General features: G+C 64.4%; 20 protein-coding genes and 1 pseudogene. 12 read left to right on the plus strand and 9 right to left on the minus strand.

The window, feature by feature from the left end; genetic code table 11:
* Positions 1-10: 10 nt before the first annotated feature.
* From IVB18_RS48495 to IVB18_RS48505, 3 genes are all read left to right on the plus strand, one after another.
* Positions 11-2,353 (plus strand): xanthine dehydrogenase family protein molybdopterin-binding subunit, encoded by a 2,343-nt coding sequence (locus IVB18_RS48495; protein WP_247987086.1) that lies wholly within the window; start codon positions 11-13, stop codon positions 2,351-2,353.
* A 14-nt stretch (positions 2,354-2,367) separates the two neighbouring features.
* A complete protein-coding gene (locus IVB18_RS48500) occupies positions 2,368-3,168 on the plus strand; it encodes a xanthine dehydrogenase family protein subunit M (RefSeq protein ID WP_247987087.1) in 801 nt (266 codons plus the stop codon).
* 286 nt (positions 3,169-3,454) lie between these two features.
* Positions 3,455-4,567: a CaiB/BaiF CoA-transferase family protein gene (locus tag IVB18_RS48505; RefSeq protein WP_247987088.1), complete on the plus strand. Its 1,113-nt coding sequence runs from the start codon at positions 3,455-3,457 to the stop codon at positions 4,565-4,567.
* Between the two features lie 206 nt (positions 4,568-4,773).
* On the opposite strand, the gene hppD is transcribed toward IVB18_RS48505, so the two are convergent.
* Entirely contained in the window at positions 4,774-5,889 is a 1,116-nt protein-coding gene (hppD, locus tag IVB18_RS48510) for a 4-hydroxyphenylpyruvate dioxygenase (RefSeq protein ID WP_247987089.1), read from the minus strand.
* Positions 5,890-6,012: 123 nt separating this feature from the next.
* On the opposite strand from hppD, the gene IVB18_RS48515 reads away from it, so the two are divergent.
* Both IVB18_RS48515 and IVB18_RS48520 read left to right on the plus strand, forming a co-directional pair.
* Positions 6,013-6,492: an Lrp/AsnC family transcriptional regulator gene (locus tag IVB18_RS48515; protein WP_247987090.1), complete on the plus strand. Its 480-nt coding sequence runs from the start codon at positions 6,013-6,015 to the stop codon at positions 6,490-6,492.
* Between the two features lie 73 nt (positions 6,493-6,565).
* Positions 6,566-6,877, plus strand: a complete 312-nt coding sequence (locus tag IVB18_RS48520; RefSeq protein WP_247987091.1) for a DUF1272 domain-containing protein — start codon at positions 6,566-6,568, stop codon at positions 6,875-6,877.
* 90 nt (positions 6,878-6,967) lie between these two features.
* Here the strand turns inward: IVB18_RS48520 and fahA are convergent, their stop codons facing one another.
* From fahA to IVB18_RS48545, 5 genes are all read right to left on the minus strand, one after another.
* The gene (fahA, locus tag IVB18_RS48525) at positions 6,968-8,242 is read right to left on the minus strand and encodes a fumarylacetoacetase (RefSeq protein WP_247987092.1); all 1,275 of its coding nucleotides are present in this window, start codon (positions 8,240-8,242) and stop codon (positions 6,968-6,970) included.
* Between the two features lie 178 nt (positions 8,243-8,420).
* Positions 8,421-9,767 carry a homogentisate 1,2-dioxygenase gene (hmgA, locus tag IVB18_RS48530; RefSeq protein ID WP_247987093.1) on the minus strand — a complete coding sequence of 449 codons (1,347 nt, stop codon included), beginning with the start codon at positions 9,765-9,767 and terminating at the stop codon, positions 8,421-8,423.
* The gene (locus IVB18_RS48535; RefSeq protein WP_247987094.1) at positions 9,764-10,726 is read right to left on the minus strand and encodes an MBL fold metallo-hydrolase; all 963 of its coding nucleotides are present in this window, start codon (positions 10,724-10,726) and stop codon (positions 9,764-9,766) included. Before IVB18_RS48535 ends, hmgA begins: the two co-directional genes overlap by 4 nt.
* A 23-nt stretch (positions 10,727-10,749) precedes the next feature.
* Positions 10,750-10,974, minus strand: coding sequence for a DUF2783 domain-containing protein (locus tag IVB18_RS48540; protein WP_247987095.1), 225 nt, complete (start codon positions 10,972-10,974; stop codon positions 10,750-10,752).
* Between the two features lie 11 nt (positions 10,975-10,985).
* Entirely contained in the window at positions 10,986-12,599 is a 1,614-nt protein-coding gene (locus IVB18_RS48545) for an FAD-dependent oxidoreductase (protein WP_247987096.1), read from the minus strand.
* 110 nt (positions 12,600-12,709) lie between these two features.
* Here IVB18_RS48545 and IVB18_RS48550 point away from each other — a divergent pair, with 110 nt between their 5' ends.
* Positions 12,710-13,252, plus strand: a complete 543-nt coding sequence (locus IVB18_RS48550; protein ID WP_247987097.1) for a MarR family transcriptional regulator — start codon at positions 12,710-12,712, stop codon at positions 13,250-13,252.
* A gap of 108 nt (positions 13,253-13,360) precedes the next feature.
* On the opposite strand, the gene IVB18_RS48555 is transcribed toward IVB18_RS48550, so the two are convergent.
* Entirely contained in the window at positions 13,361-14,167 is an 807-nt protein-coding gene (locus IVB18_RS48555; protein ID WP_247987098.1) for an N-acyl homoserine lactonase family protein, read from the minus strand.
* Between the two features lie 121 nt (positions 14,168-14,288).
* Positions 14,289-14,603 (minus strand): annotated as a pseudogene (locus IVB18_RS48560) (MBL fold metallo-hydrolase); the annotation flags it as partial.
* A 378-nt stretch (positions 14,604-14,981) separates the two neighbouring features.
* On the opposite strand from IVB18_RS48560, the gene IVB18_RS48565 reads away from it, so the two are divergent.
* From IVB18_RS48565 to IVB18_RS48585, 5 genes are all read left to right on the plus strand, one after another.
* A complete protein-coding gene (locus IVB18_RS48565) occupies positions 14,982-16,490 on the plus strand; it encodes a caspase family protein (protein ID WP_247987099.1) in 1,509 nt (502 codons plus the stop codon).
* 141 nt (positions 16,491-16,631) lie between these two features.
* Positions 16,632-17,303: an OmpA family protein gene (locus tag IVB18_RS48570; protein WP_247987100.1), complete on the plus strand. Its 672-nt coding sequence runs from the start codon at positions 16,632-16,634 to the stop codon at positions 17,301-17,303.
* Positions 17,304-17,460: 157 nt separating this feature from the next.
* Positions 17,461-18,390 (plus strand): efflux RND transporter periplasmic adaptor subunit, encoded by a 930-nt coding sequence (locus tag IVB18_RS48575; protein WP_247987101.1) that lies wholly within the window; start codon positions 17,461-17,463, stop codon positions 18,388-18,390.
* Complete coding sequence (locus tag IVB18_RS48580; RefSeq protein ID WP_247987102.1) at positions 18,390-21,554, plus strand: efflux RND transporter permease subunit; 3,165 nt, start codon at positions 18,390-18,392, stop codon at positions 21,552-21,554. The genes IVB18_RS48575 and IVB18_RS48580 overlap by 1 nt, the downstream gene beginning before the upstream one ends.
* A 65-nt stretch (positions 21,555-21,619) precedes the next feature.
* Complete coding sequence (locus tag IVB18_RS48585; protein ID WP_247987103.1) at positions 21,620-21,859, plus strand: DUF433 domain-containing protein; 240 nt, start codon at positions 21,620-21,622, stop codon at positions 21,857-21,859.
* A 98-nt stretch (positions 21,860-21,957) separates the two neighbouring features.
* Here the strand turns inward: IVB18_RS48585 and IVB18_RS48590 are convergent, their stop codons facing one another.
* Complete coding sequence (locus tag IVB18_RS48590) at positions 21,958-22,632, minus strand: Crp/Fnr family transcriptional regulator (RefSeq protein ID WP_247987104.1); 675 nt, start codon at positions 22,630-22,632, stop codon at positions 21,958-21,960.
* A 223-nt stretch (positions 22,633-22,855) separates the two neighbouring features.
* On the opposite strand from IVB18_RS48590, the gene IVB18_RS48595 reads away from it, so the two are divergent.
* A complete protein-coding gene (locus tag IVB18_RS48595) occupies positions 22,856-24,964 on the plus strand; it encodes an AsmA family protein (RefSeq protein WP_247987105.1) in 2,109 nt (702 codons plus the stop codon).
* Positions 24,965-25,097: the final 133 nt, after the last annotated feature.

The raw sequence follows: 25,097 nt of genomic DNA on the forward strand, positions 1-25,097 counted from the left end.
AGGACAGGACATGGGTGTTGAAGGCATCGGCGCAAGCGTCGTGCGCAAGGAAGACAAGCGTTTCATCACCGGCAAGGGCCGGTACGTCGACGACATCAAATTGCAGGGCATGACCCATGCCCATTTCATCAGAAGCCCGCATGCGCATGCCAAGGTGAAGGGGATCGACTCCGCCGAGGCGCTGAAGATGCCGGGCGTGGTCGCGGTGCTCACGGGCCAGCAGATCGTCGACGACAAGGTCGGCAACCTCATCTGCGGCTGGGCCATCACCTCCAAGGACGGCAGCCCGATGAAGATGGGCGCATGGCCGGCGATGGCGCCGGAGACGGTGCGCTTCGTCGGTCAGGCCGTCGCGGTCGTGATCGCGGAAAGCAAGAATCTGGCGCGCGACGCGGCCGAGGCCGTTGTCATCAACTATGAAGAGCTGCCGGCGGTCGCCGACGTTCACGCCGCGATCAAGGCCGGCGCGCCACAGCTTCATCCTGAAGCCCCCGGCAACCAGGTCTATGACTGGGTGATCGGCGACGAAGGCGCGGCGGATGCCGCCTTCGCGCAGGCCGCCAATGTGGTCAAGCTCGATGTCACCAACAACCGCCTCGCCCCGAACGCGATGGAGCCGCGCGCGGCGATCGCCGATTACGATTCGGCGGAGGAGCATTTCACGCTCTACACGACGTCGCAGAACCCACACGTCGCCCGCCTCGTGCTGTCGGCGTTCTACAACATCGCCCCCGAGCACAAGCTGCGCGTGATCGCGCCGGACGTCGGTGGCGGCTTCGGCTCGAAGATCTTCATCTATCCGGAGGAGATGGTGGCGCTGTGGGCCTCGAAGAAAGTCGGCCGTCCCGTGAAATGGACCGGCGACCGCACCGAGGCCTTCCTCACCGATGCGCATGGCCGCGACCATGTCACCCATGCCGAAATGGCGTTCGACGCCAACAACAAGATCACCGGTTTGAAGGTCAAGACCTACGCCAATTTCGGCGCCTACATGTCGCTGTTCTCGTCGTCGGTGCCGACCTATCTCTACGCGACGCTGCTGTCGGGCCAGTACAACATCCCGGCGATCCATGCCGAGGTGATCGGGGTCTACACCAACACCACGCCGGTCGACGCCTATCGCGGCGCGGGCCGCCCCGAGGCGAGCTATTTGATCGAACGGCTGATGGAGACGGCGGCGCGGCAGCTGAAGGTCGATCCAGCCGCGCTGCGCCGGCAGAACTTCATCACCCAATTCCCGCACCAGACGCCCGTGATCATGGCCTATGACACCGGCGACTTTAATGCCTCGCTCGACTCCGCGATGAAGGCGATCGACTATGCCGGCTTCGCCGCGCGCAAGGCCAAAGCCAAGACGGAAGGCAAGCTGCGCGGCATCGGCGTGTCCTGCTACATCGAGGCCTGCGGCATCGCACCATCCAAGGCGGTCGGCAGCCTCGGCGCCGGCGTCGGGCTGTGGGAATCAGCCGAAGTGCGCGTCAACCCGGTCGGCACCATCGAGATCCTCACGGGCTCGCACAGCCATGGCCAGGGTCACGAGACAACGTTCTGCCAGCTCGTTGCGGAGCGCCTCGGTGTTCCCATCAGTCAGGTCTCGATCGTCCATGGCGACACCGACAAGGTGCAGTTCGGCATGGGCACCTACGGCTCACGTTCCGCGGCCGTCGGCCTCACCGCGATCCTGAAAGCGATGGAGAAGATGGAGTCCAAGGCCAAGAAGATTGCCGCGCATGCGCTGGAGGCTTCCGAGGCTGACATCGTCATCGAGAACGGCGAGTTCAAGGTGACCGGCACCGACAAGGCGATCGCGCTGCCGATGGTCGCGCTCGCGGCCTACACCGCGCACAATCTGCCTGACGGGATGGAGCCGGGCCTGAAGGAGAGTGCCTTTTACGATCCGACCAACTTCACCTTCCCGGCCGGTGCGTACATCTGCGAGCTTGAGGTCGATCCCGGCACCGGCAAGACCTCCTTCGTCAACTTCGTCGCCGCCGACGACTTCGGGCGCCTGATCAACCCGATGATCGTCGAGGGGCAGGTCCATGGCGGTCTCGCCCAGGGCATCGGGCAGGCGCTGCTCGAGCACGCCATCTACGATGCCGACGGCCAGCCGGTCACGGCCTCGTTCATGGACTACTCCATGCCGCGCGCCGACGACCTGCCCTCGTTCCAACTCTCCCACACCACGACGCTCTGCCCGGGCAATCCGCTCGGCATCAAGGGTTGCGGTGAGGCCGGCGCGATCGGCGCCTCTGCGGCCGTGATCAACGCGATCACGGATGCGATCGGCAAGAACAATCTGGAAATGCCCGCAACCCCGGACCGGGTGTGGCGCACGATCCACGCGGCCTAAGAGGGAGAGCCAAGATGTACCAGACCACTTATCATCGCGCCTCCTCGGTCGAGGAGGCGGCGAGCCTGTTCGCTGAGGGTACCGAGGCAAAATTCCTCGCCGGCGGCCAGACGCTGCTGCCGGTCATGAAGCAGCGGCTCGCCAGCCCTTCGGACGTGATCGATCTCGGCAAGATCAAGGAGCTGCAAGGCATCGAACTGTCGGGCGACGTGCTGACCATCAAGGCCGGCACGACCTATTACGACATCATGCAGAATGCCGATGTGCAGAAGGCGATCCCCGCGATCGGCTATCTCACCTCGGTGCTCGGCGATCCCGCCGTGCGCTATCGCGGCACGATCGGCGGCTCCATCGCCAACAATGATCCCGCCGCGGATTTCCCGGCCGCGCTGCTGGCGCTGGGCGCGACGGTGAAAACCAACAAGCGCTCGATTTCCGCCGAGGATTTCTTCAAGGGCCTGTTCACCACCGCCCTCGAAGACGGCGAGATCATCACCGCCGTATCGTTCCCGGTTCCGCAGAAGGCGGGCTACGCAAAAATGCGGCACCCGGCCTCGCGCTTCGCGCTGACCGCCGTGTTCGTCGCGCAGACGAAGTCGGGCGATGTCCGCGTCGCCGCGACCGGCGCTTCACAGAGCGGCGTGATGCGGGTTCCCGCAATCGAGGCCGCACTGAAGGCGAATTGGTCGCCATCGGCCATCGATAGCGTGAGCGTTTCGGCGAGCAACTTGCTGGCCGACATCCACGGCACGGCGGAGTACCGTGCGAACTTGATCAAGGTGATGGCGCAGCGCGCGGTGACCGCGGCAGACTGATAAGGCATGATCCGGAAAAGTGTGCAGCGGTTTTCCGGAAAGATCATGCCCGAACAAAAAGCTAAAGCGCGATCGTGACCGCGCTTTAGCGCCTCAACACAAATTTTCCGCGGCGCGCACTTCAGTGCGCGCCGCATTTATTATGCGCCCATGCGTGAAAGCGCTTGCCTCGTTCGGTCTAAGGCGGGAAAAGTTAATCGGTCAATTAACTCGCCCCACAGAGGAACGTCCCAGGCGCTTGCCGGATCATCGGCAATCCGCGCCTCGGATCCGAGGAAACAACAACGTGCTCGATAAATCAGCCCCCACCTCCTCCGTTCGCACCTCAGGCCCGCTCTCGGGCTTCCGCATCGTCGAATTCGCCGGCATCGGTCCGGGCCCGTTCGCCTGCATGATGCTGGCCGACATGGGCGCCGACGTCGTCACGCTCGACCGCGTCGGCGCGAAGAAGAGCATGAAGTCGGTGGCGGGCCGCGGCCGCAAGGTGATCGAGCTCGACCTCAAGGACAAGGCGGCGATCGCGGAGGTGCTCGACCTGCTCGCGAACGCCGACGCGCTGGTCGAAGGCTTTCGCCCCGGCGTGATGGAGCGGCTCGGGCTCGGTCCCGATGTCGTGCTCGCACGCAACCCGAAACTCGTCTATGGCCGCATGACCGGCTGGGGCCAGGAAGGCCCACTTGCGAACGCCGCCGGCCATGACATCAACTACATCTCCATCACCGGCGCACTCGCGGCTATCGGACCTGAGGAAGCGCCGGTGCCGCCGCTCAATCTGGTCGGCGATTTCGGCGGCGGCGCGCTCTATCTCGTCGTCGGCGTGCTTGCCGCACTGCTGGAAGCCTCGAAGTCCGGCAAGGGCCAGGTCGTCGACACCGCCATGTGCGACGGCGCGGCATCGCTGATGTCGTTCTTCTTCGACATGACCACGATCGGCCGCTGGACCGAAGGCCGCAACCAGAACTTTCTCGACGGCGGCGCGCATTTCTACGGTGTCTACGAATGCGCCTGCGGCCATTTCGTCTCGATCGGATCGATCGAGCCGCAGTTCTATGCGCTGTTGCGCGAGCACGCCGGCCTGACCGATGCCGATTTCGACGCGCAGATGGACCGCAAGGCCTGGCCGGCGCTGAAGGAGAAGCTGAAGGCGGTGTTCAAGAGCAAGACGCGCGAGGACTGGTGCAACATCATGGAAGGCACCGATATCTGCTTCGCGCCGGTGCTGACCATGTCGGAGGCGACCCAGCATCCGCACATGGTCGCTCGAAATGTGTTCGTCGAGCGCCACGGCGTGAAACAGCCCGCGCCGGCACCGCGGTTCTCGCGCACGCCGTCGGCGGTCCGCGAGCCGGAGGCGGCGGAGATCGGGGCGGTGACGAATGCGTGGAAGGCGGGGAAATAAGTGCTCCGCTGTTGCGTCAAACTCCGATGTCGTCCCGGCCTAGTGAGCAATTGCGCACGGGGGGCCGGGACCCATAGCCACAGTATGTGGTTTGGCGAAGACTCGGAGTTACCATCTCGCGCCACAACTTCTCCCTGGGATTATGGGTCCCGGCCTTCGCCGGGACGACACCTGTTGTGATGCGACGTGTGGCAAATAGCAGCGGCCTACGCCGCATTCACCTTCAACACCCCGCGCCGGATCTGATCCTCCTCGATCGACTCGAACAGCGCCTTGAAGTTGCCCTCGCCAAAGCCGTCGTCGCCCTTGCGCTGGATGAACTCGAAGAAGATCGGGCCGATCGCGTTGGCCGAAAAGATCTGCAACAGCACCTTGGTCTGGCCGCCATCGACCACACCTTCGCCGTCAATCAGGATGCCATTCTTCTGGAGCCGCGCAATGTCCTCGCCGTGCTTGGGCAGACGCGCGTCGATCCGCTCGAAATAGGTGGCGGGCGGAGCCGGCATGAACGGCAGGCCGGCTTCGCGCAGGCCTTCGATGGTACGGTAGATGTCGCCGCAGCCGCAGGCGACGTGCTGGATGCCCTCGCCACGATAGATCTTCAGATATTCCTCGATCTGGCCGGAATCGCCGGCGTCCTCGTTGATCGGAATCCGGATCTTGCCGTCCGGGCTCGTCAGTGCCCGCGAGAACAGACCCGAGGCGCGTCCCTCGATGTCGAAGAAGCGGATCTGGCGGAAGTTGAAGAGCCTTTCGTAGAAGCCGGTCCAGACATCCATGCGGCCGCGATGGACGTTGTGGGTGAGGTGGTCGAGATAGAATAGGCCGGCGCCGGCCGGCCGCGGATCGCGCGCGTCCATCCATTCGAACTCGGAATCGTAGGCCGAGCCCTTCGCGCCGTAGCGATCGACGAGATAGAGCAGGCTGCCGCCGATCCCCTTGATCGCGGGCACATCGAGCGTCTTCTGCGCGGACGACACCTCGGGCGGTTCGGCGCCGAGCGCGATCGCGCGCTCATAGGCCGCCTTCGCATCGACGACGCGGAACGCCATCGATGGCGCGCAGGGACCGTGCGCGGCGACGAAATCGTAACCGTGAGTGCCGGGCTCCTCATTGACGAGATAGTTGATGTCGCCCTGGCGATAGACCGTGATCTTCTTGCTCTTGTGGCGCGCGACGGGCGCATAGCCCATCAGCTTGAACAGCGCGTGCAGCTCTTCGGGATTGGGATGCGCATATTCGACGAACTCGAACCCGTCGGTGCCCATCGGATTATCGGCGGTGATCGTGGCCGGCGGCGCATCGTGCGGAAACGGACCCATTGGCTGCTCTCCCAAATTGCTGCTGCGTTGAACTATCCTTCATCGGGCGCGCAAGGAGCGTGCAAACGGAACGCCATTTCGCTACCTTATGCACGGTTCGTGCATGGATTGGACATTTGACGCATGATTACGGTAGACGCCTTCGACCTCAAGATCCTGAGCGCGCTCCAGGATGATGGCCGCCTCACCAACCAGGAGCTCGCCGAGCTTGCGGGCCTCTCGGCCTCGCAATGCTCGCGCCGGCGGATGCGGCTGGAGGAGGAGAAGGTGATCGCCGGCTACCACGCCGACCTCTCCAGCGAGGCGCTCGGCTTCGGCGTGATCGCCTTCATCCAGGTGGGGCTCGCGACTCACTCGCCGGACAATTCCAAGCGCTTCCGTAGCCTGGTCAACCGCATCGACGAGATCCAGGAGGCCTATTCGCTGACGGGCGATGCCGATTACGTGCTCAAGGCCGTGCTGCGCGACCTCAAGGGGCTCTCCAATCTCGTCAACGACGTGCTGATGCCGCACCAGAGCGTAGCGCATGTACGCTCCTCGATCGTGCTTGATAGGCTGAAGGAAAGCTCGCGGCTACCGCTGAAAGATCTGAAGGCTGGCTGAAATCGAGGGAAATGTGGCATTCGCGCCGCGCGCGCGATCTGCGATGATCCAGGCCAATCCGGGAGATTCAGCCATGGCGCTGCAACTTCGACCGAACTGCGAATATTGCGACCGCGACCTGCCGCCGAATGCAACGGATGCGCGGATCTGCTCCTATGAATGCACGTTCTGTGCGGACTGCGTCGAGACCAGGCTTTCGAACGTCTGCCCGAATTGCGGCGGCGGCTTTGCGCCGCGCCCGATCCGGCCGACGCAGGAATGGCGGCCGGGCGTGTGCGTGACGAAGCACGCAGCGTCGGACAAGCGGGTGCATCTGAAGTACAGCCTGGAGGACGTCGCCGCTTATTGCGCGAGGATACGCGACGTGTCACCGGAGAAGCGATAATCACCTGGCCGTCGTTCCGGAGCGCGCAAGCGAACCCGGAACCTCGAGATTCCGGGCTCGATGCTTCGCATCGCCCCGGAATGACAGCCCCTACTCCGCCGGCAATATCGTCCCCTCGACCTCGCCGAAGCCGACGCGGTAGCCGTTGCCCTGGCACCAGCCGCGCATGACGAGGCTATCGCCGTCTTCCAGGAATGAGCGCTTGGCGCCGCCGGGCAGTTCGACGAGCTCGGTGCCGTTCCAGCTGATCTCCAAGAGGCTGCCGCGCTGGTTCTTCTCGGGACCCGAGATAGTGCCGCTCCCTAAGAGATCGCCGACATTCATCGCGCAGCCGCTCGAGGTGTGGTGCATCAATTGCTGCACCGAGGACCAGTACATGTATTTGAAGTTGGTGCGGCTGATGCTCGTCGGCGCATTTGCGCCGCTGGGGCGCAAGGAGACATCGAGTTCGATGCTGTAGTTCTGCGGCTTGCCCTGCCTGAGATAGGCGAGCGGCGCGGGATCCTGCTCCGGCCCTGCCAGCCGGAACGGCTCCAGCGCCTCGCGCGTCACCACCCACGGGCTGATCGAGGTCGCAAACGCTTTTGCGAGGAACGGCCCGAGCGGCACATATTCCCATTGCTGGATGTCGCGCGCGCTCCAGTCGTTGAGCAGCACGAAGCCGAAGATCATCTCCTCGGCCTGTTGCTCGGAGAGCATGCCGCCCATGGCTGAGGCCTGGCCGACCACGACGCCCATCTCCAGCTCGAAATCGAGCCGCTTGCAGGGCGCAAAGCTCGGCACCTCGACGTTCGGCGGCTTCAACTGGCCGCGCGGGCGCTTCACCTTGGTGCCGGACACCACGACGGTCGAGGCGCGGCCATTATATCCGATCGGCATGTAGAGCCAGTTCGGCTGCAGCGCATTGTCCTTGCCGCGAAACATCACGCCGACATTGGTGGCGTGCTCCTTCGAGGAATAGAAGTCTGTATAGCCGGAGACGGCAAATGGCAGATGCAGCCGGGCGTCACGCATCGGCACCAGCGCCTGCTGGCGCAGCTCCTCGTTGTCGCGCAGCTCCGGATGATCCGCTCGCAGGAGCTCGCTGATCCGCGCCCGCGTCTTCGCCCAGACTCTTGGCCCCAGCGCCATGAAGGAATTGAGCGAGGGCGCGGAGAACACGCCAAGCGGGCCGACGTCGAGCCGGGAGTCCTGCTCGAGCTCCCAGAGATCGAGCACGTAACTGCCGATGGCGACGCCGACACGCGGCGTCGGATTGGCCGCGGTCGAGAACACGCCGTAAGGCAGATTCTGGATCGGGAAGTCGGAGGCGGGATCGACCTCGATGAAGGAGCGGAGGCTGGGATCGTTGGGATGGGTTGTCACTTTTGGCCCGGTCCTTTCTTCCTTCTCCCCTTGTGGGAGAAGGTGGCGCGAAGCGCCGGATGAGGGGTATCTGACCGCATACGCGAATGAGAGAGGTCACTCGTGGAGAGGACCCCTCACCCGTCTCACCGCTACGCGGCGAGCCACCCTCTCCCACAAGGGGAGAGGGTAAGAAGCGTCACGGCCTATTCGGGTCGAACCGTTTTTCCAGGCCCTTCCAGCAATCCGCGTAGTCGTCCTGGAGCGTCGACGAATTCGCAGCATGGGCGGTGACGCGTTGCGGATAGCGGGTCTCGAACATGAAGGCCATGGTGCCCGTGAGCTTCACCGGCTTCAATTCGCCGTTGCTGGCGTGCTCGAAGGCGTCGCGGTCGGGGCCGTGCGGCAGCATGCAATTGTGCAGCGAGATGCCGCCCGGCACGAAACCTTGCGGCTTGGCATCGTAGACGCCGTAAATCAGGCCCATGAACTCGCTCATGATGTTCATGTGATACCAGGGCGGGCGGAAAGTGTTGTCGGCGACCAACCAGCGCTCGGGGAAGATGACGAAGTCGATATTCGCGGTGCCCGCGGTCTCCGACGGCGAGGTCAGCACGGTGAAGATCGAGGGATCGGGATGGTCGAAGCCGATCGCGCCGACCGGCGAGAACGTGCGCAAATCGTATTTGTAGGGCGCGTAGTTGCCGTGCCAGGCGACGACATCGATCGGCGAATGCGGCAGCGCGGTCTTGAACAGCGCGCCGCCCCATTTCACGAACAGCTCGGTCGGCGTGTCCTTGTCCTCGTAGTGCGCGACCGGCGTGAGGAAGTCGCGTGCATTGGCGAGGCAGTTGGCGCCGATCGGCCCGCGCTCCGGCAGCGTGAAGGCGCCGCCATAGTTCTCGCAGAGATAACCGCGCGCCGGTCCATTCGGTATCTCGACGCGGAATTTGACGCCGCGCGGGATCACCACGATCTCGCCCGGCTCGGCGTCGATCCGGCCGAACTCCGTAACGATGCGAAGATTGCCCTGCTGGAGCACGAACATCAGCTCGCCGTCGGCGTTGTAGAAGTGCTGGTCCACCATCGACTTGGTGATGAGATAGACATGCGCGGCCATGCCGGCCTGCGTATTGACATCGCCCGCCGTCGTCATGGTCTGCACGCCCTGGAGGAAGGTCATCTCCTCCTTCGGGATCGGCGCCGGGTCCCAGCGCAGCTGCGCGATCGGCAAATCGTTCTCATGGCACGGCGCCGAGCGCCACAGGCCGGCATCGGCCTTCTCAAAACGGCCGGAATGCTTCACCGACGGGCGAATGCGATACAGCCAGGAGCGCTCATTGGTGCCGCGCGGCGCGGTGAAGGGCGAGCCGGAAAGCTGCTCGGCATAGAGCCCGTAGGCGCAGCGCTGCGGCGAGTTGCGCCCGATCGGCAACGCGCCCGGCAGCGCCTCGGTCTCAAAGCTGTTGCCGAAGCCGGACATGTAGCCCGGGGTGACCTGGGCTGTGCTCCGGACGATCTGATCAGGCGAGGTGTTGATGTTCATGACTGTCCTCCTCCTTGCAGGGCGGCCCACATTTCCTGGTCGCGCTTGTCGGTCCAGATCACGGGATCATCGATCCCCGACGCTTCGTCAAAGGCGCGCGACACGTTGAACGGCAGGCAGTGCTCATAGATGGCGAAGCTCGAAAACTTCGGATCCATCACTTCGCGGGACGCAGCCATCGTTTCCTTCAGCGTGCGGCCCCTGGCGACGGAGATTTCCGCCGCGCCATAGAGTGTCGAGACGAAATCGCGCGTCATCGCGATTGCCTCGCGCCCAGTCGCGAGCCCCTTCAGCGCATCGCCGCGCCCCGGCGCGATCGCCTTCGGGTTGAAGTTGCGGATCTCGTTCAAGGTCTGCGGCCATTCGCGCAAATGCGCGTCGCCGCAATAGCAGGCCGAGTGATATTCGATGAGATCCCCGGAGAACATCACTTCCGCGTCCGGCACCCAGGCGACGATGTCGCCGGAGGTGTGGCCGGCCCCTAACTGCATCAGCCGCACCTCGCGCTTGCCGAGATAGATCGACATCTCGCCTTCGAAGGTCAGCGTCGGCCAGGTCAGGCCGGGAATGCTCGCGGCGTCCTGGAACAGGCGCGGAAAGCGGCCGTACTCGGAATCCCAATCCTGCTGGCCGCGCTCACCGATCAGCCGATAGGTCTCCTGCGAGGCCACGATGCCTTGCGCCTTGTAGGCGGACGCGCCGAGCACGCGCACGGCGTGGTAGTGCGACAGCACGACATATTTGATCGGCTTGTCTGTGACGGTGCGGACGCGCTCGATCACCTTGTTGGCCATGGCAGGCGTCGACTGCGCGTCGAACACGAGACAGCCATCATCGCCGACGATGACCGCTGTATTGGGATCGCCCTCGGCGGTGAAGGCATAGAGGTCGGTGCCGATCTCGGAGAAGGTGATCTTCTTCTCGGAGAGGTCGCCGGTGGATGCGAAGTTCTTCGCCATCAGTTCGTTCCTTTGGACACTTATTATTGCTGTTGCTGTTGTTGCTGCTGGCCGTCGATCATGCGCCGCCTGGCGAGCAAGATCGCCTCGCGCAGCACGTCGAGATCGCCGATATGGTTGGCAAGGATCAGGACCAGCGCCGCGTCGAAATCGGAGCTCTGTTCGTCCGTGAGACCGCGATGCGCCTCGACGATGGCGCGAAAGGCGTCGTCCGGCCGTGCGAAGTTCGAGCTGGTGGAAAGCGGCATACGTTGCACCTTCAGTTCAAGCCTTGAGCGCGCGACAGCGCCACCGCGATCGCCTCGCGCGTCGGATGACGGAAGCGCGCCGCGACATAACCGTCGGGCCGGAGCAGATACACAGAGCCGGGTTCCGCGTCGTAGCGCTTCGCGGCGAACCCCGCCGGATCTGCGAGCCCGCCCTCACCGCCGATGCGGATGTCCTTCATACCATCCGGCGTCTCAATCGGCGCGCCATTGCGGAACGACAGCAAGGTGAAGTCCGTTCCACCTTTGCGGAACGCATCCGTCAGATAGGCCTGCTCGCCCGCGCGCGTCGCAACTGGCGCATCGAGAATGGAACAACCGGGCTGCACCCCACCGCGCCACGCATCCGCGTCGGGCGATGATAGCGGCGAGTCGTAGCTGCACGGCACCGACAGGCGACCGCCATTGACCATGCGCTTGCCGAACTCGGTCTCCCTCGCCAGCGACAGCACCGCCTTGCGCAGCCGTGCCTCCTGATGCGAGTTCGGCGCCATGAAATCGGTCGAGCGGGTGGATTCGCGGATATTCTCGTCTGCCGCCAGACTTCGCTCGATATGGTAGCTCTCGAGCAGGCTCGCAGGCGACCGGCCGCGCAGCACGCGGTCGAGTTTCCAGGAGAGATTTTCCGCGTCCTCAAGTCCTGAATTGGCACCCCGCGCGCCGAACGGCGAGACCTGATGCGCGGAATCGCCGGCGAAAATCACACGGCCGTGGATGAAGCGGTCCATCCGGCGGCACTGGAATTTGTAGAGCGAGATCCACTCGAACTCGAATTTGTCATGCCCGAGCATGCGCGCGATCCGCGGCCGCACGTTCTCAGGCTTCTTCTCGACGATGGGATCGGCGTCGCGGCTGAGCTGGAGGTCAATGCGCCAGACATCGTCGGGCTGCCGGTGCAGCAGCGCGGAACGGCCGCCATGAAACGGCGGATCGAACCAGAACCAGCGCTCGGTCGGGAATTCCGCGGTCATCTTGACGTCGGCGATCAAAAACTGGTCCTCGAAGACCTGGCCGGCGAAGTCGGCGCCAACCATCTGCCGCAGCGAGGACCGCGCGCCGTCGCAGGCGATGACGTATTGCGCATGCAAGCGATAGGCACCCTCCGGCGTCTCGATCGTCAGCGCAACCGAATCATTGCGTTGCTCGAGCGCCGTGACCTTGTTGCGCCAACGCAGGTCGATGCCTGGGAGATCCTGCACACGATCGGCCAGGTAGGCCTCGGCGTAATATTGCTGGAGGTTGATGAAGGCCGGCCGCTTGTGGCCGGCCTCGGGCAGCAAATTGAACTGATAGAGTTGGGACTCGCCGTGAAAGATGCGGCCGACGCTCCACACCACGCCCTTGTCGACCATGCGGTCGCCGACGCCGAGGCGGTCCCAATATTCCAGCGAACGTTTCGAGAAGCAGATCGCGCGCGAGCCCTCGCCGATGCGGTCGGCATCATCCAGAAGGACGACGCGCTGGCCGCGCTGGGCGAGGTCGATCGCCAGCGACAACCCGACCGGGCCCGCTCCGACAACAACGATCGCATGCTCGGCCGGGCTCTGGCCAGGGCGATCCTGATCGGGGTGACGGCGATAACCGAACTGGGTCTTGGCCCGCGCCATGCGCTAACCTCGGCTCTGGTCAGGAGGGGACTGATCTGCTAGATAGTCTCACGTGCAACTATTTTGGACCGGAGCCGGCCGGCCGTCAACTGGAATTCGGAGCGCGCTTCTTGGCGAGAACATCGGGCGATACGGCGCTGAAGACACGCGACGCGGAGCAGGCGTTGCCGAAACCAAAGTCACGGCTCGACCTGTTCAGGTTCGTGCCGTTTCGGCTGAACCGGCTCGCGGCGGAAGTGAGTTCCGCACTCGCGGTCGAGTATCAGGAACGTCACGGTCTCGATATCCCGGCCTGGCGCGTGATTGCCACCCTCGGCTTCCGCAACGACGCCTGTAGCGCGCAATACATCTCGCAATGTACCCGCACGCACAAATCAACCATCAGCCGCGCGGTGACCACGCTGCTGCAAGAGGGGCTGATCGAGCGGGTTGAGAACGAGGCTGACCGTCGCGAATTCCGCCTGCAACTGACGAAGAAGGGCCGCACGCTTTACGAGGAGCTGTTTCCGCAACTGCTGCGGCGGGAGGACGAAATCCTTGCCTGCCTCTCCGCGCAGGAGCGGAAGCAGCTATCGGCGTTGCTCGGCAAGATCGAGCAGAGCCTCGACCTGATCCAGACCAGCGAAGAGGCGGACGCGAAGCAAGCGTATTAGGCGCTCCCGTCATTCCGGAGCGCCGCAAAGCGGCGAACCCGGAATCCAGAAGTTGTGGCGCGAGATTCCGGGTTCGCGCTTCGCGCGCCCCGGAATGACGCTGTCACGTCACTTCGCAAACGACCTCGACGGCGGCAGGTGCAGCGCCCACGCGTCGACCTTGTCGCTGGCGCGCGGATAGATCTCCGTCACGATCGGATCGTGGCCGGGGATGTAGCGGTCGGGATGGCCGGCGAGCCGCTCGATCGTCTCCCAGCCCACCGCCATATCACCGACATTGTAGACGATCGGGAACGGGCTCCTGCGCTGGAGATTGGCGTAGTAATGTGCGGCGTCGGAGGCGAGCACCACCGGTCCGCGCGCGGTCTCGACCTTCACCACCTGCAAACCGTCCGAATGGCCGCCGACGCGGTGCACGGTGACACCCGGCGCGACCTCGCCCTCGCCGGAATAGAAGGTGACGCGCTCGCCATAGACATGGCGCACCATCTGCGTGACGTGCTCGACCGAGAACGGATGTCGCAGCAGGCCGTTGCACATGCAGCGCCCTGTCGCGTAGCTCATCTCGCGCTCCTGGAGATGGAAGCGCGCGTTCGGGAAGCGATCGAGATTGCCGGCATGGTCGTAGTGCAGATGTGTCACGATAATGTCGCGAATGCTTGACGCCGCAACGCCAAAGCGCTCCAGCGCATCGACCGGATTGAGCGTCAGCTTGCGCGCCCGCAGGCTCGCCTCCTCGGCATTGAAGCCGGTGTCGACCAGGATATCGCGGCCGCCGCCGCGGATCAGCCAGACGAAGTAGTCGAGATCCTGCGCCGCGCTGTCATGCGGATCCGGCGCCAGGAAGTTCATGCCGGGCGTGCGCGGCGACATCGTCGCATAGCGGAGTGCGTAGATTTCGCAGGCGTTTCCCATGGTTTGATCTTTTCTTTGCTTTTTTTGAGTGGACCTTAAGGGACGATCGATCGCACCAAGCCATCGTCCGCGGGAAAGGTCAAACGCCGCAGGTTACGGCGGGCGTAGGCCTACAATGTGAGCGATCGAGATTGCCGGCATGGTCGTAGTGCAGATGTGTCACGATAATGTCGCGAATGCTTGACGCCGCAACGCCAAAGCGCTCCAGCGCATCGACCGGATTGAGCGTCAGCTTGCGCGCCCGCAGGCTCGCCTCCTCGGCATTGAAGCCGGTGTCGACCAGGATATCGCGGCCGCCGCCGCGGATCAGCCAGACGAAGTAGTCGAGATCCTGCGCCGCGCTGTCATGCGGATCCGGCGCCAGGAAGTTCATGCCGGGCGTGCGCGGCGACATCGTCGCATAGCGGAGTGCGTAGATTTCGCAGGCGTTTCCCATGGTTTGATCTTTTCTTTGCTTTTTTTGAGTGGACCTTAAGGGACGATCGATCGCACCAAGCCATCGTCCGCGGGAAAGGTCAAACGCCGCAGGTTACGGCGGGCGTAGGCCTACAATGTGAGACCAATCACATTTTTGTCGCCATTGCTGCCCTAACATCACCACCGCAATGCCCAGCAGAATGCGTCGAGTGCAACCGTGACTGCCCGTTTATTCCCCTCGCAGCGTGCCCACGTGTCGCGGTCAATTGTCGCGATAACACCGAATCTGCAAGCGGTTGACGCCCCCCTCGCGCGGTTTGATAATGCACATTGCGTAAGTTAAGGTCGCCGCGGCGCAAGCTGGGAACGGCGCCTTTTTGGCTGGACCGCGCTGATTATGAAAATTCGCTTCCTTCTTCTTCTGCCATTGCTCGTCTCGCTCGTCCCGACCGCCCCATCCTTGGCGGCCGGCGACCGCTATGCGCTAGTCATCGGCAACGCCAAATATCCGGACGCGGACGCCCCGCTCAAGGAACCGCTCAACGACGCGCGCGACATCGCCGACGAGCTCAAGCGTGACGGCTTTTCGGTCGAGATCGGCGAGAACCTGACCGGCGACGGCATGCGCCGCGCCTTCGACAAGCTCTACGGCAAGATCAAGCCGGGCTCGGTGGCGCTGGTGTTCTTCAGCGGTTTCGGCATCCAATCGGCGCGCCAGAGCTACATGATCCCGATCGATGCGCAGATCTGGACCGAATCCGACGTGCGGCGCGACGGCTTCAGCCTCGAGACCGTCCTCGGCGAACTCAACACCCGCGGCGCCGGGGTCAAGATCGCGCTGGTCGACGCTAGCAGGCGCAACCCGTTCGAGCGCCGGTTCCGCAGCTTTTCCGCCGGCCTGACGCCGGTCATCGCACCGAACGGCACGCTGGTGATGTATTCGGCGGCATTGGCCTCGGTGGTGTCCGACGTCGGCGGCGAGCACAGCCTGTTCGTCCAGGAACTCCTGAAGGAAATTCGCGTCCCCGACCTGATGGCGGAGGAGACGCTGAACCGCACCAAGATGGGCGTCACCCGCGCCTCCCGCAGCGAGCAGGTGCCGTGGATTTCTTCCTCACTGGCCGAGGATTTCTCCTTCATTCCGGGCGCCAGTGGATCGCGTCCGCCGGCAACGACATCGCCGCCGGCGCCACCCGCTCCGCCCCCCGTGGTCGCGAACAACCCGCCGGCCGCACCGCCATCACCGCCTCTGCCGCCGAAGCCGGTCGACACCACGGTCGCGCCCGCCCCAGCACCCGCGCCGACGCCGCAGGTCGAAGCCGCTTTGCCTCCGCCGCCACCACCGGTGAAGCCGGCCGATACGGGCACCGCGCCGAGCATGGATAGCGGCCCGAGCCAGGCCGTGCTGGCCGACGATCCCACCATCAAGAGCCTGACGGCCAAGATCGCCGCCAATCCGGATGACGTGAACGCGCTGTATCGGCGCGGCCAGGTCTATGCCAGCAAGGGGGCCTACGGCCTCGCCATCAAGGATTTTGACGACACGCTGCGGATCAATTCGAAGGACGTCGAGGCGCTGAACAACCGCTGCTGGACCCGCACCGTGGTCGGCGATCTCCAGGGCGCGCTGAAGGACTGCAACGAGGCGCTGCGGCTGCGGCCGAATTTCGTCGACGCGCTGGACAGCCGGGGGCTGGTCAACCTGAAGTCCGGGGCGGTCAAGAACGCCATCTCCGATTTCGACGCGGCGCTGAAGATCAACCCGCGCCTGACCTCCTCGCTCTATGGCCGGGGGATCGCCAAGCAGCGCAACGGCTCCGCCCAGGAAGGGGCGCTCGACCTCGCCAACGCCAAGGCGATGGACCCAAACATCGTTCAGGAATTCGCAAGTTACGGAGTACGTTGATATTTTTTTGAATTGGGGCCGGCGCCAATCGAACCCTGGCGGCCCGGCGAAGACTAATTGGACGGTGCCGCAAGCGGCATTAGGGGGCCTGATTGCAGGAATTTTGGAACCGCGCGGGCTGCTGCGCTGGAGGGACTGGCAATGAGATTGGCTGTAAAAGGACTTACCGCGATCCTTTCCATCATCACCGTCGGCGCCGCCCTGTCGCTGCCGGTGTCGCCTGCGCACGCGGGCGACGACGGCAACAGCAAGAACGTCACCGAGGACGAGATTGTCCGCGCGCTGGCACCGCCGCCGAAGAAGCCCTTGACCCGCGGCCTCTCGATCGGCCCCCAGACCGATCCCGCGCCGAGCGCGACGGAGACCAAGCTGATCCAGTCCGTCCGCGGCCGCGCGACGCGCTCGCTCTCGTCGACCGAGCGCGAGGAGATCGCATCGGCGGCCAAGGATAAGCCGAACATCGACCTCGAGATCACCTTCGATTACAACTCGGCCAATATCAGCAGCAAGTCGCTCGCCTCGGTTCAGGCTCTCGGCCGCGCGCTGACCAGCCCGGACCTGAAGGGCTCGACCTTCGTCGTCGCGGGTCACACCGACGCCGCCGGCGGCGAAGCCTACAATCAGGACCTGTCGGAGCGGCGCGCGGATTCGATCAAGCGCTACCTCGTCGACAAGTACAGCATCTCCGCGACCGACCTCGTCACCGTCGGCTACGGCAAGAGCAAGCTGAAGGATCCGAGCCAGCCGATGGCCGAGGCGAACCGCCGCGTGCAGGTCGTCAACATGGAAAACAAGACCACCGCATCGAAGTGACACGACGCAATCCCTTGAAGTGACCAGTCGTGATGTGGTGTAAAATCTTGCTCGCGAAGCGCGTCCCGCAGCCTTGCGGGACGCTGCTTCGTTTCAGGGAAATGCTCTCGCAAGGCCATGCGCGGACGGCCGCGAGCCAGGCCAGGATGATCCGGCGATGAAGATCACCGAATATCTCAAGCCTGCCGGAACCGTCGTGTTTGTCGTTGTGCTCGGCGTCGGCTATTATCTCTTCGAGCATCGGCATCGTCCCGAGGCGAAGGAAACGCCGGGTGAGGCGCTCGTCATTGTGACGAAGTCGACCAATGCCTGCTTCTCCGACCTCGTTCGGGTGACCGGCTTTTTCGTGCCGCGGCGCGAGGCCGTGGTCGTCGCCGAGCAGGAAGGATCCAGGGTTACCGACCTCTTCGTCACCGAAGGTGCGACCGTGACCGAAAATCAGGAGCTGGCGCGCCTGACGGCACCGCCGCAGATTCCGGGGCAGCCGCAACGACCCGGCCCGCAAGGTCCGATCTCGCTGAAGGCGCCTGCGCCAGGCCTCGTCACGGAAGTCCGCACCATCGTCGGCGCGCCGGCCTCGCCGCAGGCCGGTCCGATGTTTCGCATCGCCGTCAACAACGAGATCGAGCTGGACGCTCAGGTTCCGGCCGTGCACATGCCCAAGCTCAGCGCCGGCGCCACCGTGCGCATCAGCCGCGACGACGCGCCCGACCTGATCGGACGGGTCCGCCTGGTTGCGCCGGAAATCGACCGCACCACGCAGCTCGGCCGCGTCCGCATCAGCGTCACCAACAATCCCTCGCTGAAGATCGGCACGTTCGCCCGCGCTTCCATCGACGCGAAACGGAGCTGCGGCGTTGCGGTTCCCAAGACCGCCATCGACCATCTCACCGTGCAGGTGGTCAAAGGCAACACGATCGAGACGCGCAAGGTGCGGGTCGGACTGACGTCCGACAGCGCGACGGAAATCCTGGAAGGGATCGAGGTCGGCGAAATCGTCGTGGCCGACGCCGGCTCTTCGCTGCATGACGGCGACCAGATCAAAACCATGTTCGCCGATGAACTCGATCGCACGCGGGTACGCTGATGGCTCTTAATATCTCGGCTTGGTCGATCCGCAATCCGCTACCGTCGATCGTCTTCTCCATCATCCTGCTGATCCTCGGCTGGGTCTCCTTCACCAAGCTCGCGGTGACGCGGCTACCCTCGGCCGACATTCCGGTGATCTCGGTCGCGGTGTCGCAGTTCGGCGCTGCACCCGCCGAACTCGAATCCCAAGTCACCAAGACCGTTGAAGACGCGGTCTCCGGCGTCGAAGGCGTGCGGCACATCACCTCGTCGATCACCGACGGCCTGTCGGTCACCACGATCCAGTTTGCTCTGGAGACCAACACCGACCGCGCGCTCAACGACGTCAAGGATGCCGTGACGCGCGTGCGCTCCAACCTGCCGCAAAACGTCACCGAGCCGCTGATCCAGCGCGTCGATGTCATCGGCCTGCCGATCGTCACCTATGCCGCGATCTCGCCCGGCAAGACGCCGGAGCAGCTCTCCTACTTCGTCGACGACGTAGTCAAGCGCGCGCTTCAGGGCGTGCGCGGTGTCGCCCAGGTCGAGCGCATCGGCGGTGTCGAGCGCGAGATTTTGGTTTCGCTCGATCCCGACCGCATGCAGGCAATGGGGCTCACCGCCGTCAATGTCAGCCAGAGCCTGCGCGGCACCAATGTCGACGTGGCCGGCGGCCGCGCCGAGATCGGCAAGAACGACCAGGCGATCCGCACGCTGGCCGGCGCCAAGACGCTGAGCGATCTGGCCGGCACCATGATCCCGCTGTTCGGCGGCGGCGAGGTTCGGCTCGACGATCTCGGCACCGTCACCGACACCATCGCCGACCGCCGCACCTTCGCCCGCTTCAACGGCGAGCCGGTGGTCGCGCTCGGCATCAAACGATCCAAGGGCGCCAGCGACGTGGTCGTCGCGGCCGCGGTGCAGAAGCGCATCGATGCGCTCAAGGCGGCCTATCCCGATGTCGACCTCAAGCTGATCGACACCTCGGTCGAATACACCAAGGGCAATTATACGGCGGCAATCTCGACCCTGTTCGAAGGCGCCATCCTGGCCGTCGTGATCGTGCTGTTGTTCCTGCGCGACCTGCGCGCCACCATCATCGCCGCGATCTCGCTGCCGCTGTCGATCTTCCCGGCGTTCTGGGCGATGGACATCCTCGGCTTCTCGCTGAACCTGGTCAGCTTCCTGGCCATCACGCTGTCGACAGGCATTCTGGTCGATGACGCCATCGTCGAGATCGAGAACATCGTGCGGCACATGAACATGGGCAAGTCGCCCTACCGTGCCGCGCTGGAAGCCGCCGACGAGATCGGCCTCGCGGTGATCGCGATCTCGCTCACGATCATCGCGATCTTCGCGCCCGCAAGCTTCATGTCGGGCATCGCCGGACAATTCTTCAAGCAGTTCGGCATCACCGTCTCGGTGCAGGTGTTCTTTTCGCTGCTCGCGGCGCGCTTCGTCACACCGATGCTGGCGGCCTACTTCCTCAAGGACCACCATCACGAGGAGCCGCCGCCGGGCCTGGTGCTGCGCAACTACCACAAGATCGTCACTTGGTCGGTGAAGCATTACTTCATCACCGTGCTGATCGGCTTGGGTGTCTTCGCTGCCTCGATCTGGAGCATTACACTGCTGCCGCAGGGCTTCCTGCCCGCGCAGGACAGCGCGCGCTCGCTGCTTGCGATCGAGCTTCCGCCGGGGACCCAGCTCTCCTACACCGAGAAGGTCACCGAGGACATCGTCGCGCGCCTGCGCAAGCGCGCCGAGGTGAGGAGCATCTTCGTCGACGGCGGCCGCGTCCCGCCGGGGACGCAGGAAGTGCGCCGTGCGGCCCTGATCATCAATTACACGCCCAAGGACGACCGCGACATCACCCAGCGCGAGCTCGAATTCTCGATCAGCCAGGAACTGGAGAACATCCCCGACATCCGCTTCTGGTTTCTCGACGAGAACGGCCTGCGCGCGATCTCGCTGGTCGTGACCGGTGTCGACGCCAACATCGTCAACAACGTCGCGAGCGAGCTTGCGACGCAGATGAAGCGGATTCCGACGATCGCCAACGTGATCTCGGAAACCTCATTGGAACGCCCCGAACTGCGCATCGAGCCGCGCGCCGATCTCGCCGCGCGGCTGGGCGTCTCGACCGAAAGCCTGTCGCAGACCATCCGTGTCGCGACCATCGGCGATGTCGGTCCCGCGCTCGCCAAGTTCGACGTTGGCGATCGCCTGGTGCCGATCCGGGTGCAGCTCGAGGACGCCGCGCGCGGTAATCTCAGGACGCTCGAGCAGCTGCGCGTGCCGCTCGGCGAACGCGGCGAGAAGGGCGGCGTGCCGCTCTCGGTCATCGCCGACGTCAAGCTCGACCAGGGCCCGACCAGCATCAACCGCTACGACCGCGAGCGACAGGCGACCGTCGCCGCCGACCTCGTCGGCTCCGCGGCGCTTGGCGATGCCACCAGGAAGATCTCCGAGCTGCCGGTGATGAAGAGCCTGCCCAAGGGCGTGAGGGTCAGCCCCTCCGGCGACGCGGAGAGTCTGAACGAGCTGTCCGACGGCTTCGCCACCGCGATCACCGCCGGCTTGATGATGGTCTATGCGGTGCTGGTGCTGCTGTTCGGCACCTTCCTGCAACCGATCACCATCCTGTTCTCGCTGCCGCTGTCGATTGGCGGCGCCATTGCCGCGCTGCTCGTCACCGGGAAGCAGCTCACCACGCCGGTCTGGATCGGCATCCTGATGCTGATGGGCATCGTCACCAAGAACGCGATCATGCTGGTGGAATTCGCGATCGAGGCGATCCACGCCGGCAAGCCGCGCGACGACGCGATGATCGATGCCGGCATGAAGCGTGCCCGCCCGATCGTGATGACCACGATCGCGATGGCCGCCGGCATGATGCCGAGCGCGCTCGCAGTCGGCGCCGGCGGTGAGTTCCGCTCGCCGATGGCGCTCGCGGTGATCGGCGGCCTGATCTTCTCGACCATCCTGTCGCTGGTGTTCGTGCCCGCGATGTTCATGGTGATGGACGACCTCGGCGCCCTGATCTGGCGCTTCGGCAAGCGGCTGATCGTGCACAGCGAGGATGCCGAGACCGCCGATCACCACGCGGCCCCGCCCGCCGGCGCAGCGCCCGCGGCAGCGGCGCCGGCGCCGAAGAGCATGGTGCACCCGTCGGCGGAGTAGAAATTGGGTGATCAGGCCTTGCGCACGGTCTGGCGAATGTCGGCTTCGCGCGCTATCTTGAAAGCATGACATTCACACGCATCACGATTGACCCCGCGGTCTGTACCGGCAAGCCCTGTGTCCGCGGGCTGCGGTTTCCCGTCGCCCGGCTGCTCGGCCTTCTGGCAGCTGGCGAAACGCGTGAATCTGTCTTGAAGGACTACCCCTACCTCGAAAGCGAAGACATCGATGAAGCCTTGCGCTACGCGGCGTTCCTCGCAGAGGATGAAGCCGTTGAGCTCAGGCCGACTGTCCCGGCGAAGTGAAGTTCCTTCTGCGCTGACCCAAGACGAGATACAGGGCAGCATCGTTACCATCGACCGAGATCGCGTCCGCCGGCGCAGGCTTCCGATCGATTAATCCCCTACTCGTTTCGCGCGATCGCCGTCAGCTTGGTCATGTTCCTCAGCAGGATACGACCGCGCTGGAGATCGAGGATCGCCTCCTTGCGCCAGGCCTGAAGCTGGCGGTTGACGCTCTCGCGGGCGGCGCCGACGAAGACACCGAGCTGTTCCTGCGAGATGTGCACCTCGGAGCCGAAATCGGCCGCGAGCGCACAGAGCCGCCGCGCCAGCCGCACCGGCAACGGCTGCAGCATGGACTCTTCCATGCGCTCGCTCTGCCAGCGGATGCGCTGGCAGAGCAGCGCGATGATCTTGATTGCGACCTTCGGCTCACGCTCGAGAAAGGCGAGAAAGTCTTCGCGCCGCAGCACGAACAATTCGCTGACCTCGCCGGCGGTCGCGTCCGCCGTGCGGCTCTGGCCATCCAGCACCGCGACCTCGCCGAACAAATCGCCAGGGCCCATGAAGTTCAGCGTCAGCCGGCTGCCGTCGGAGGCCCCGGTCTCGATGCGGACCTGGCCGCGGCGCACGCCGAACAGCGCGCTGCCCGAATCGCCCTTCTGGAACAGCACCTCGCCATTCGCCAGATGCTGCGTGTGGCAGAGATGGGACAATCGCTGGAGTTCGTCCGCGCCGAGATCCGCGAACATCGCGTTCATCTTCAAAATGACCGCAAATTCGGCCTGCTTGCTCATTTCAATTTCCTTGTGAATTTCCTTGGCAAAGCGCTTGGAACCATCAACATCAGGATCGCGTAAAACCGCGCCGGGGAAGTGTGTCATAAGTCACATAACTTTGCAGCACCCCCGGATTATTTTTAGCGGCTTGGAGCGGCTTCCCGTCCCGGGATAAACTCACGCGCAAAGGACGGATGGCCGGCCGGGTTCGACACCGCTTGTCCGTCGTTGGAAAGTCGACATGAGAGCAGTCAAATTTGCCGGCACGGCGGTAGCCGCCGTCATCGTCGTGATCGCGCTTCTCCTCGCGGTCGGGATTCCCTCGGGTTTCCTGACCTCGACGATTGCGTCGCGGGTCGAGAGCGCAACGGGCTATCGCCTGTCGATCGACGGCACCACCAGGATCAGCCTGTGGCCGACGCTGAACGTGACGCTGAACGACCTCACGCTTCAGGACCCGAAGGACCGTAGCGGGATCACCCGCCTGACGATCGACAGCGTGCAGGCCGACATGTCGCTCTCCAGCGCTTGGTCTGGCCGGCCGAAGATCACCGAGCTCGTCGTCACTCATCCCGTGCTCTATCAGCCGCTGCTGCGCGAGCGCCTGCCAAGCGCCGATTCGTCGGCCAAACCGCTCGCGCTTGACATGGACGGCGCGACCATCGACCGCGTCAAGGTCGTCGACGGCGAAATCGCCTTCGCGCGCGTGCGTGATCGCACCGAGAGCCGCGTCAGCGCCATCAACGCCGAAGCCGTTACAGGCCGCGACCGCAAGGTCAATATGATCGGCACCGCACGTGCAGGCGATCACACCGTCAAGTTCGACATCAAGGCGACCACGCCCGCGCCGTCGATCGATCGGCCGACGATCCCGGTCGATTTCGCCATCGACATGCCCGACGTGCTGAAATCTCAGCTCTCTGGCCATGCCGAGATGCGGCTCAACGGCTCCATCGTGATGATCAATGGCGTCAATGGCACGCTCGGCGATGGCGCGTTCAACGGCTGGGCCTCGGTCGACATCGCGAGCAAGCCTTTGGTCAAGGTCGATCTCGATTTCCAGCGGCTCGTGATTCCGCTGGCGAAGTCGCCAGACGGCGCGTCCGGCCAGCCCTGGAGCAATGCGCCGATCGACGTCTCCGGGCTCAATTATGTCGACGCGCAAATCAGGATCTCGGCGAACGAGGCCGTCATCGGCGAGGCGCGCCTTGCGCCGCTCTCGCTCGATGCAAAGCTCGCAGGCGGCGTGCTGAAGGCCGGAACCGCCAATCTCGGCGCCTATGGCGGCCAGGTCTCGGGCGAAGTGATCCTGGATGCGACCAGCGGCGCACCGAGCTTTGCCATGCATTCGGATCTGGTCGGCGTTCGCGCACTGCCACTGCTCAAGGGCCTCGCCGAATTCGACCGGATCGACGGCAAGCTGCAAGCCAAACTCGCACTGCGCAGCGCCGGCACCAGCCAGCGCGCGCTGATGGCCAACATGCAGGGCACCGCCTTCGTCAATTTCCAGGACGGCGCCATCCGCGGTATCAATATCGCGCAGATGATCCGCTCGCTGACGGCAGGCACGCTGTCCGGCTGGCAGGATAGTCAGGAACAGAGCCAGGAACAGACCACGGATTTGTCGCAGCTCTCCGCCTCCTTCCGCGTCGACAAGGGTCAGGCGGTGACGACCGATCTCAGTTTGACCGGACCGCTGGTGCGCGTGACCGGCGCCGGCACCATCGCACTCGACACCAAGATGATGGGCTTTCGCGTCGAGCCGAAGCTCGTGATGACGACCGAAGGCCAGGGCCGCACCTCCGAGCCGGTCGGCTTCGGCATCCCCGTGATGATCACGGGCTCCTGGTCGCAGCCGCGGATCTATCCGGACATGGCCGGCATGCTCGACAATCCAGACGCCGCCTATGGCAAGCTGCGCGAGATGGGCAAGGGGCTGTTCGGCCCTGACGGTGCCGGGCTCGGCAATATTTTGGGCAGCCTCGGCGGTAATCTTGGCGGCGGTAACCTTGGCGGTAACCTTGGGCCCGGCGGCGCCGCGCCGGGTGGCGGCAACACCGCAGGCAATGCCAATCCGCAAACGCAGCAGCCGGGGCAGAACAATCTGCTCGGCGGCCCGCTGGGGGAGGCACTCGGCAATCTGATCCAGCAGGGACTCTCCGGCGGCGCCGCAACTGGCACGGGCACAGGCACGGGGACTGCCACCGGCCGGAGCCGCAGCCTGCCCGCAACGCCGTCCACGCCGGCACCGCAGGCCTCGCCCGCGCCCCCCGCCCAGGAGGCTCCGCCGACCGCGCAGCAGGATAGCCAGCCGATGAACGACGTGCTGCGACAGCTTTTTAATCGGTGATTGACGGACCAACGCGCGGGACTCCAGAGCACCCCTTACATCAGCCCGCCAATCCATTTCTTCCTCCGAACGGATGAGGCGCACGCTCGGCCGCCTGCGACAATTCACCACCCCGTTGGCCATCCTCGCGTCC

This window comes from Bradyrhizobium sp. 186, assembly GCF_023101685.1.
In the GTDB taxonomy this organism is placed as follows: Bacteria; Pseudomonadota; Alphaproteobacteria; order Rhizobiales; family Xanthobacteraceae; genus Bradyrhizobium.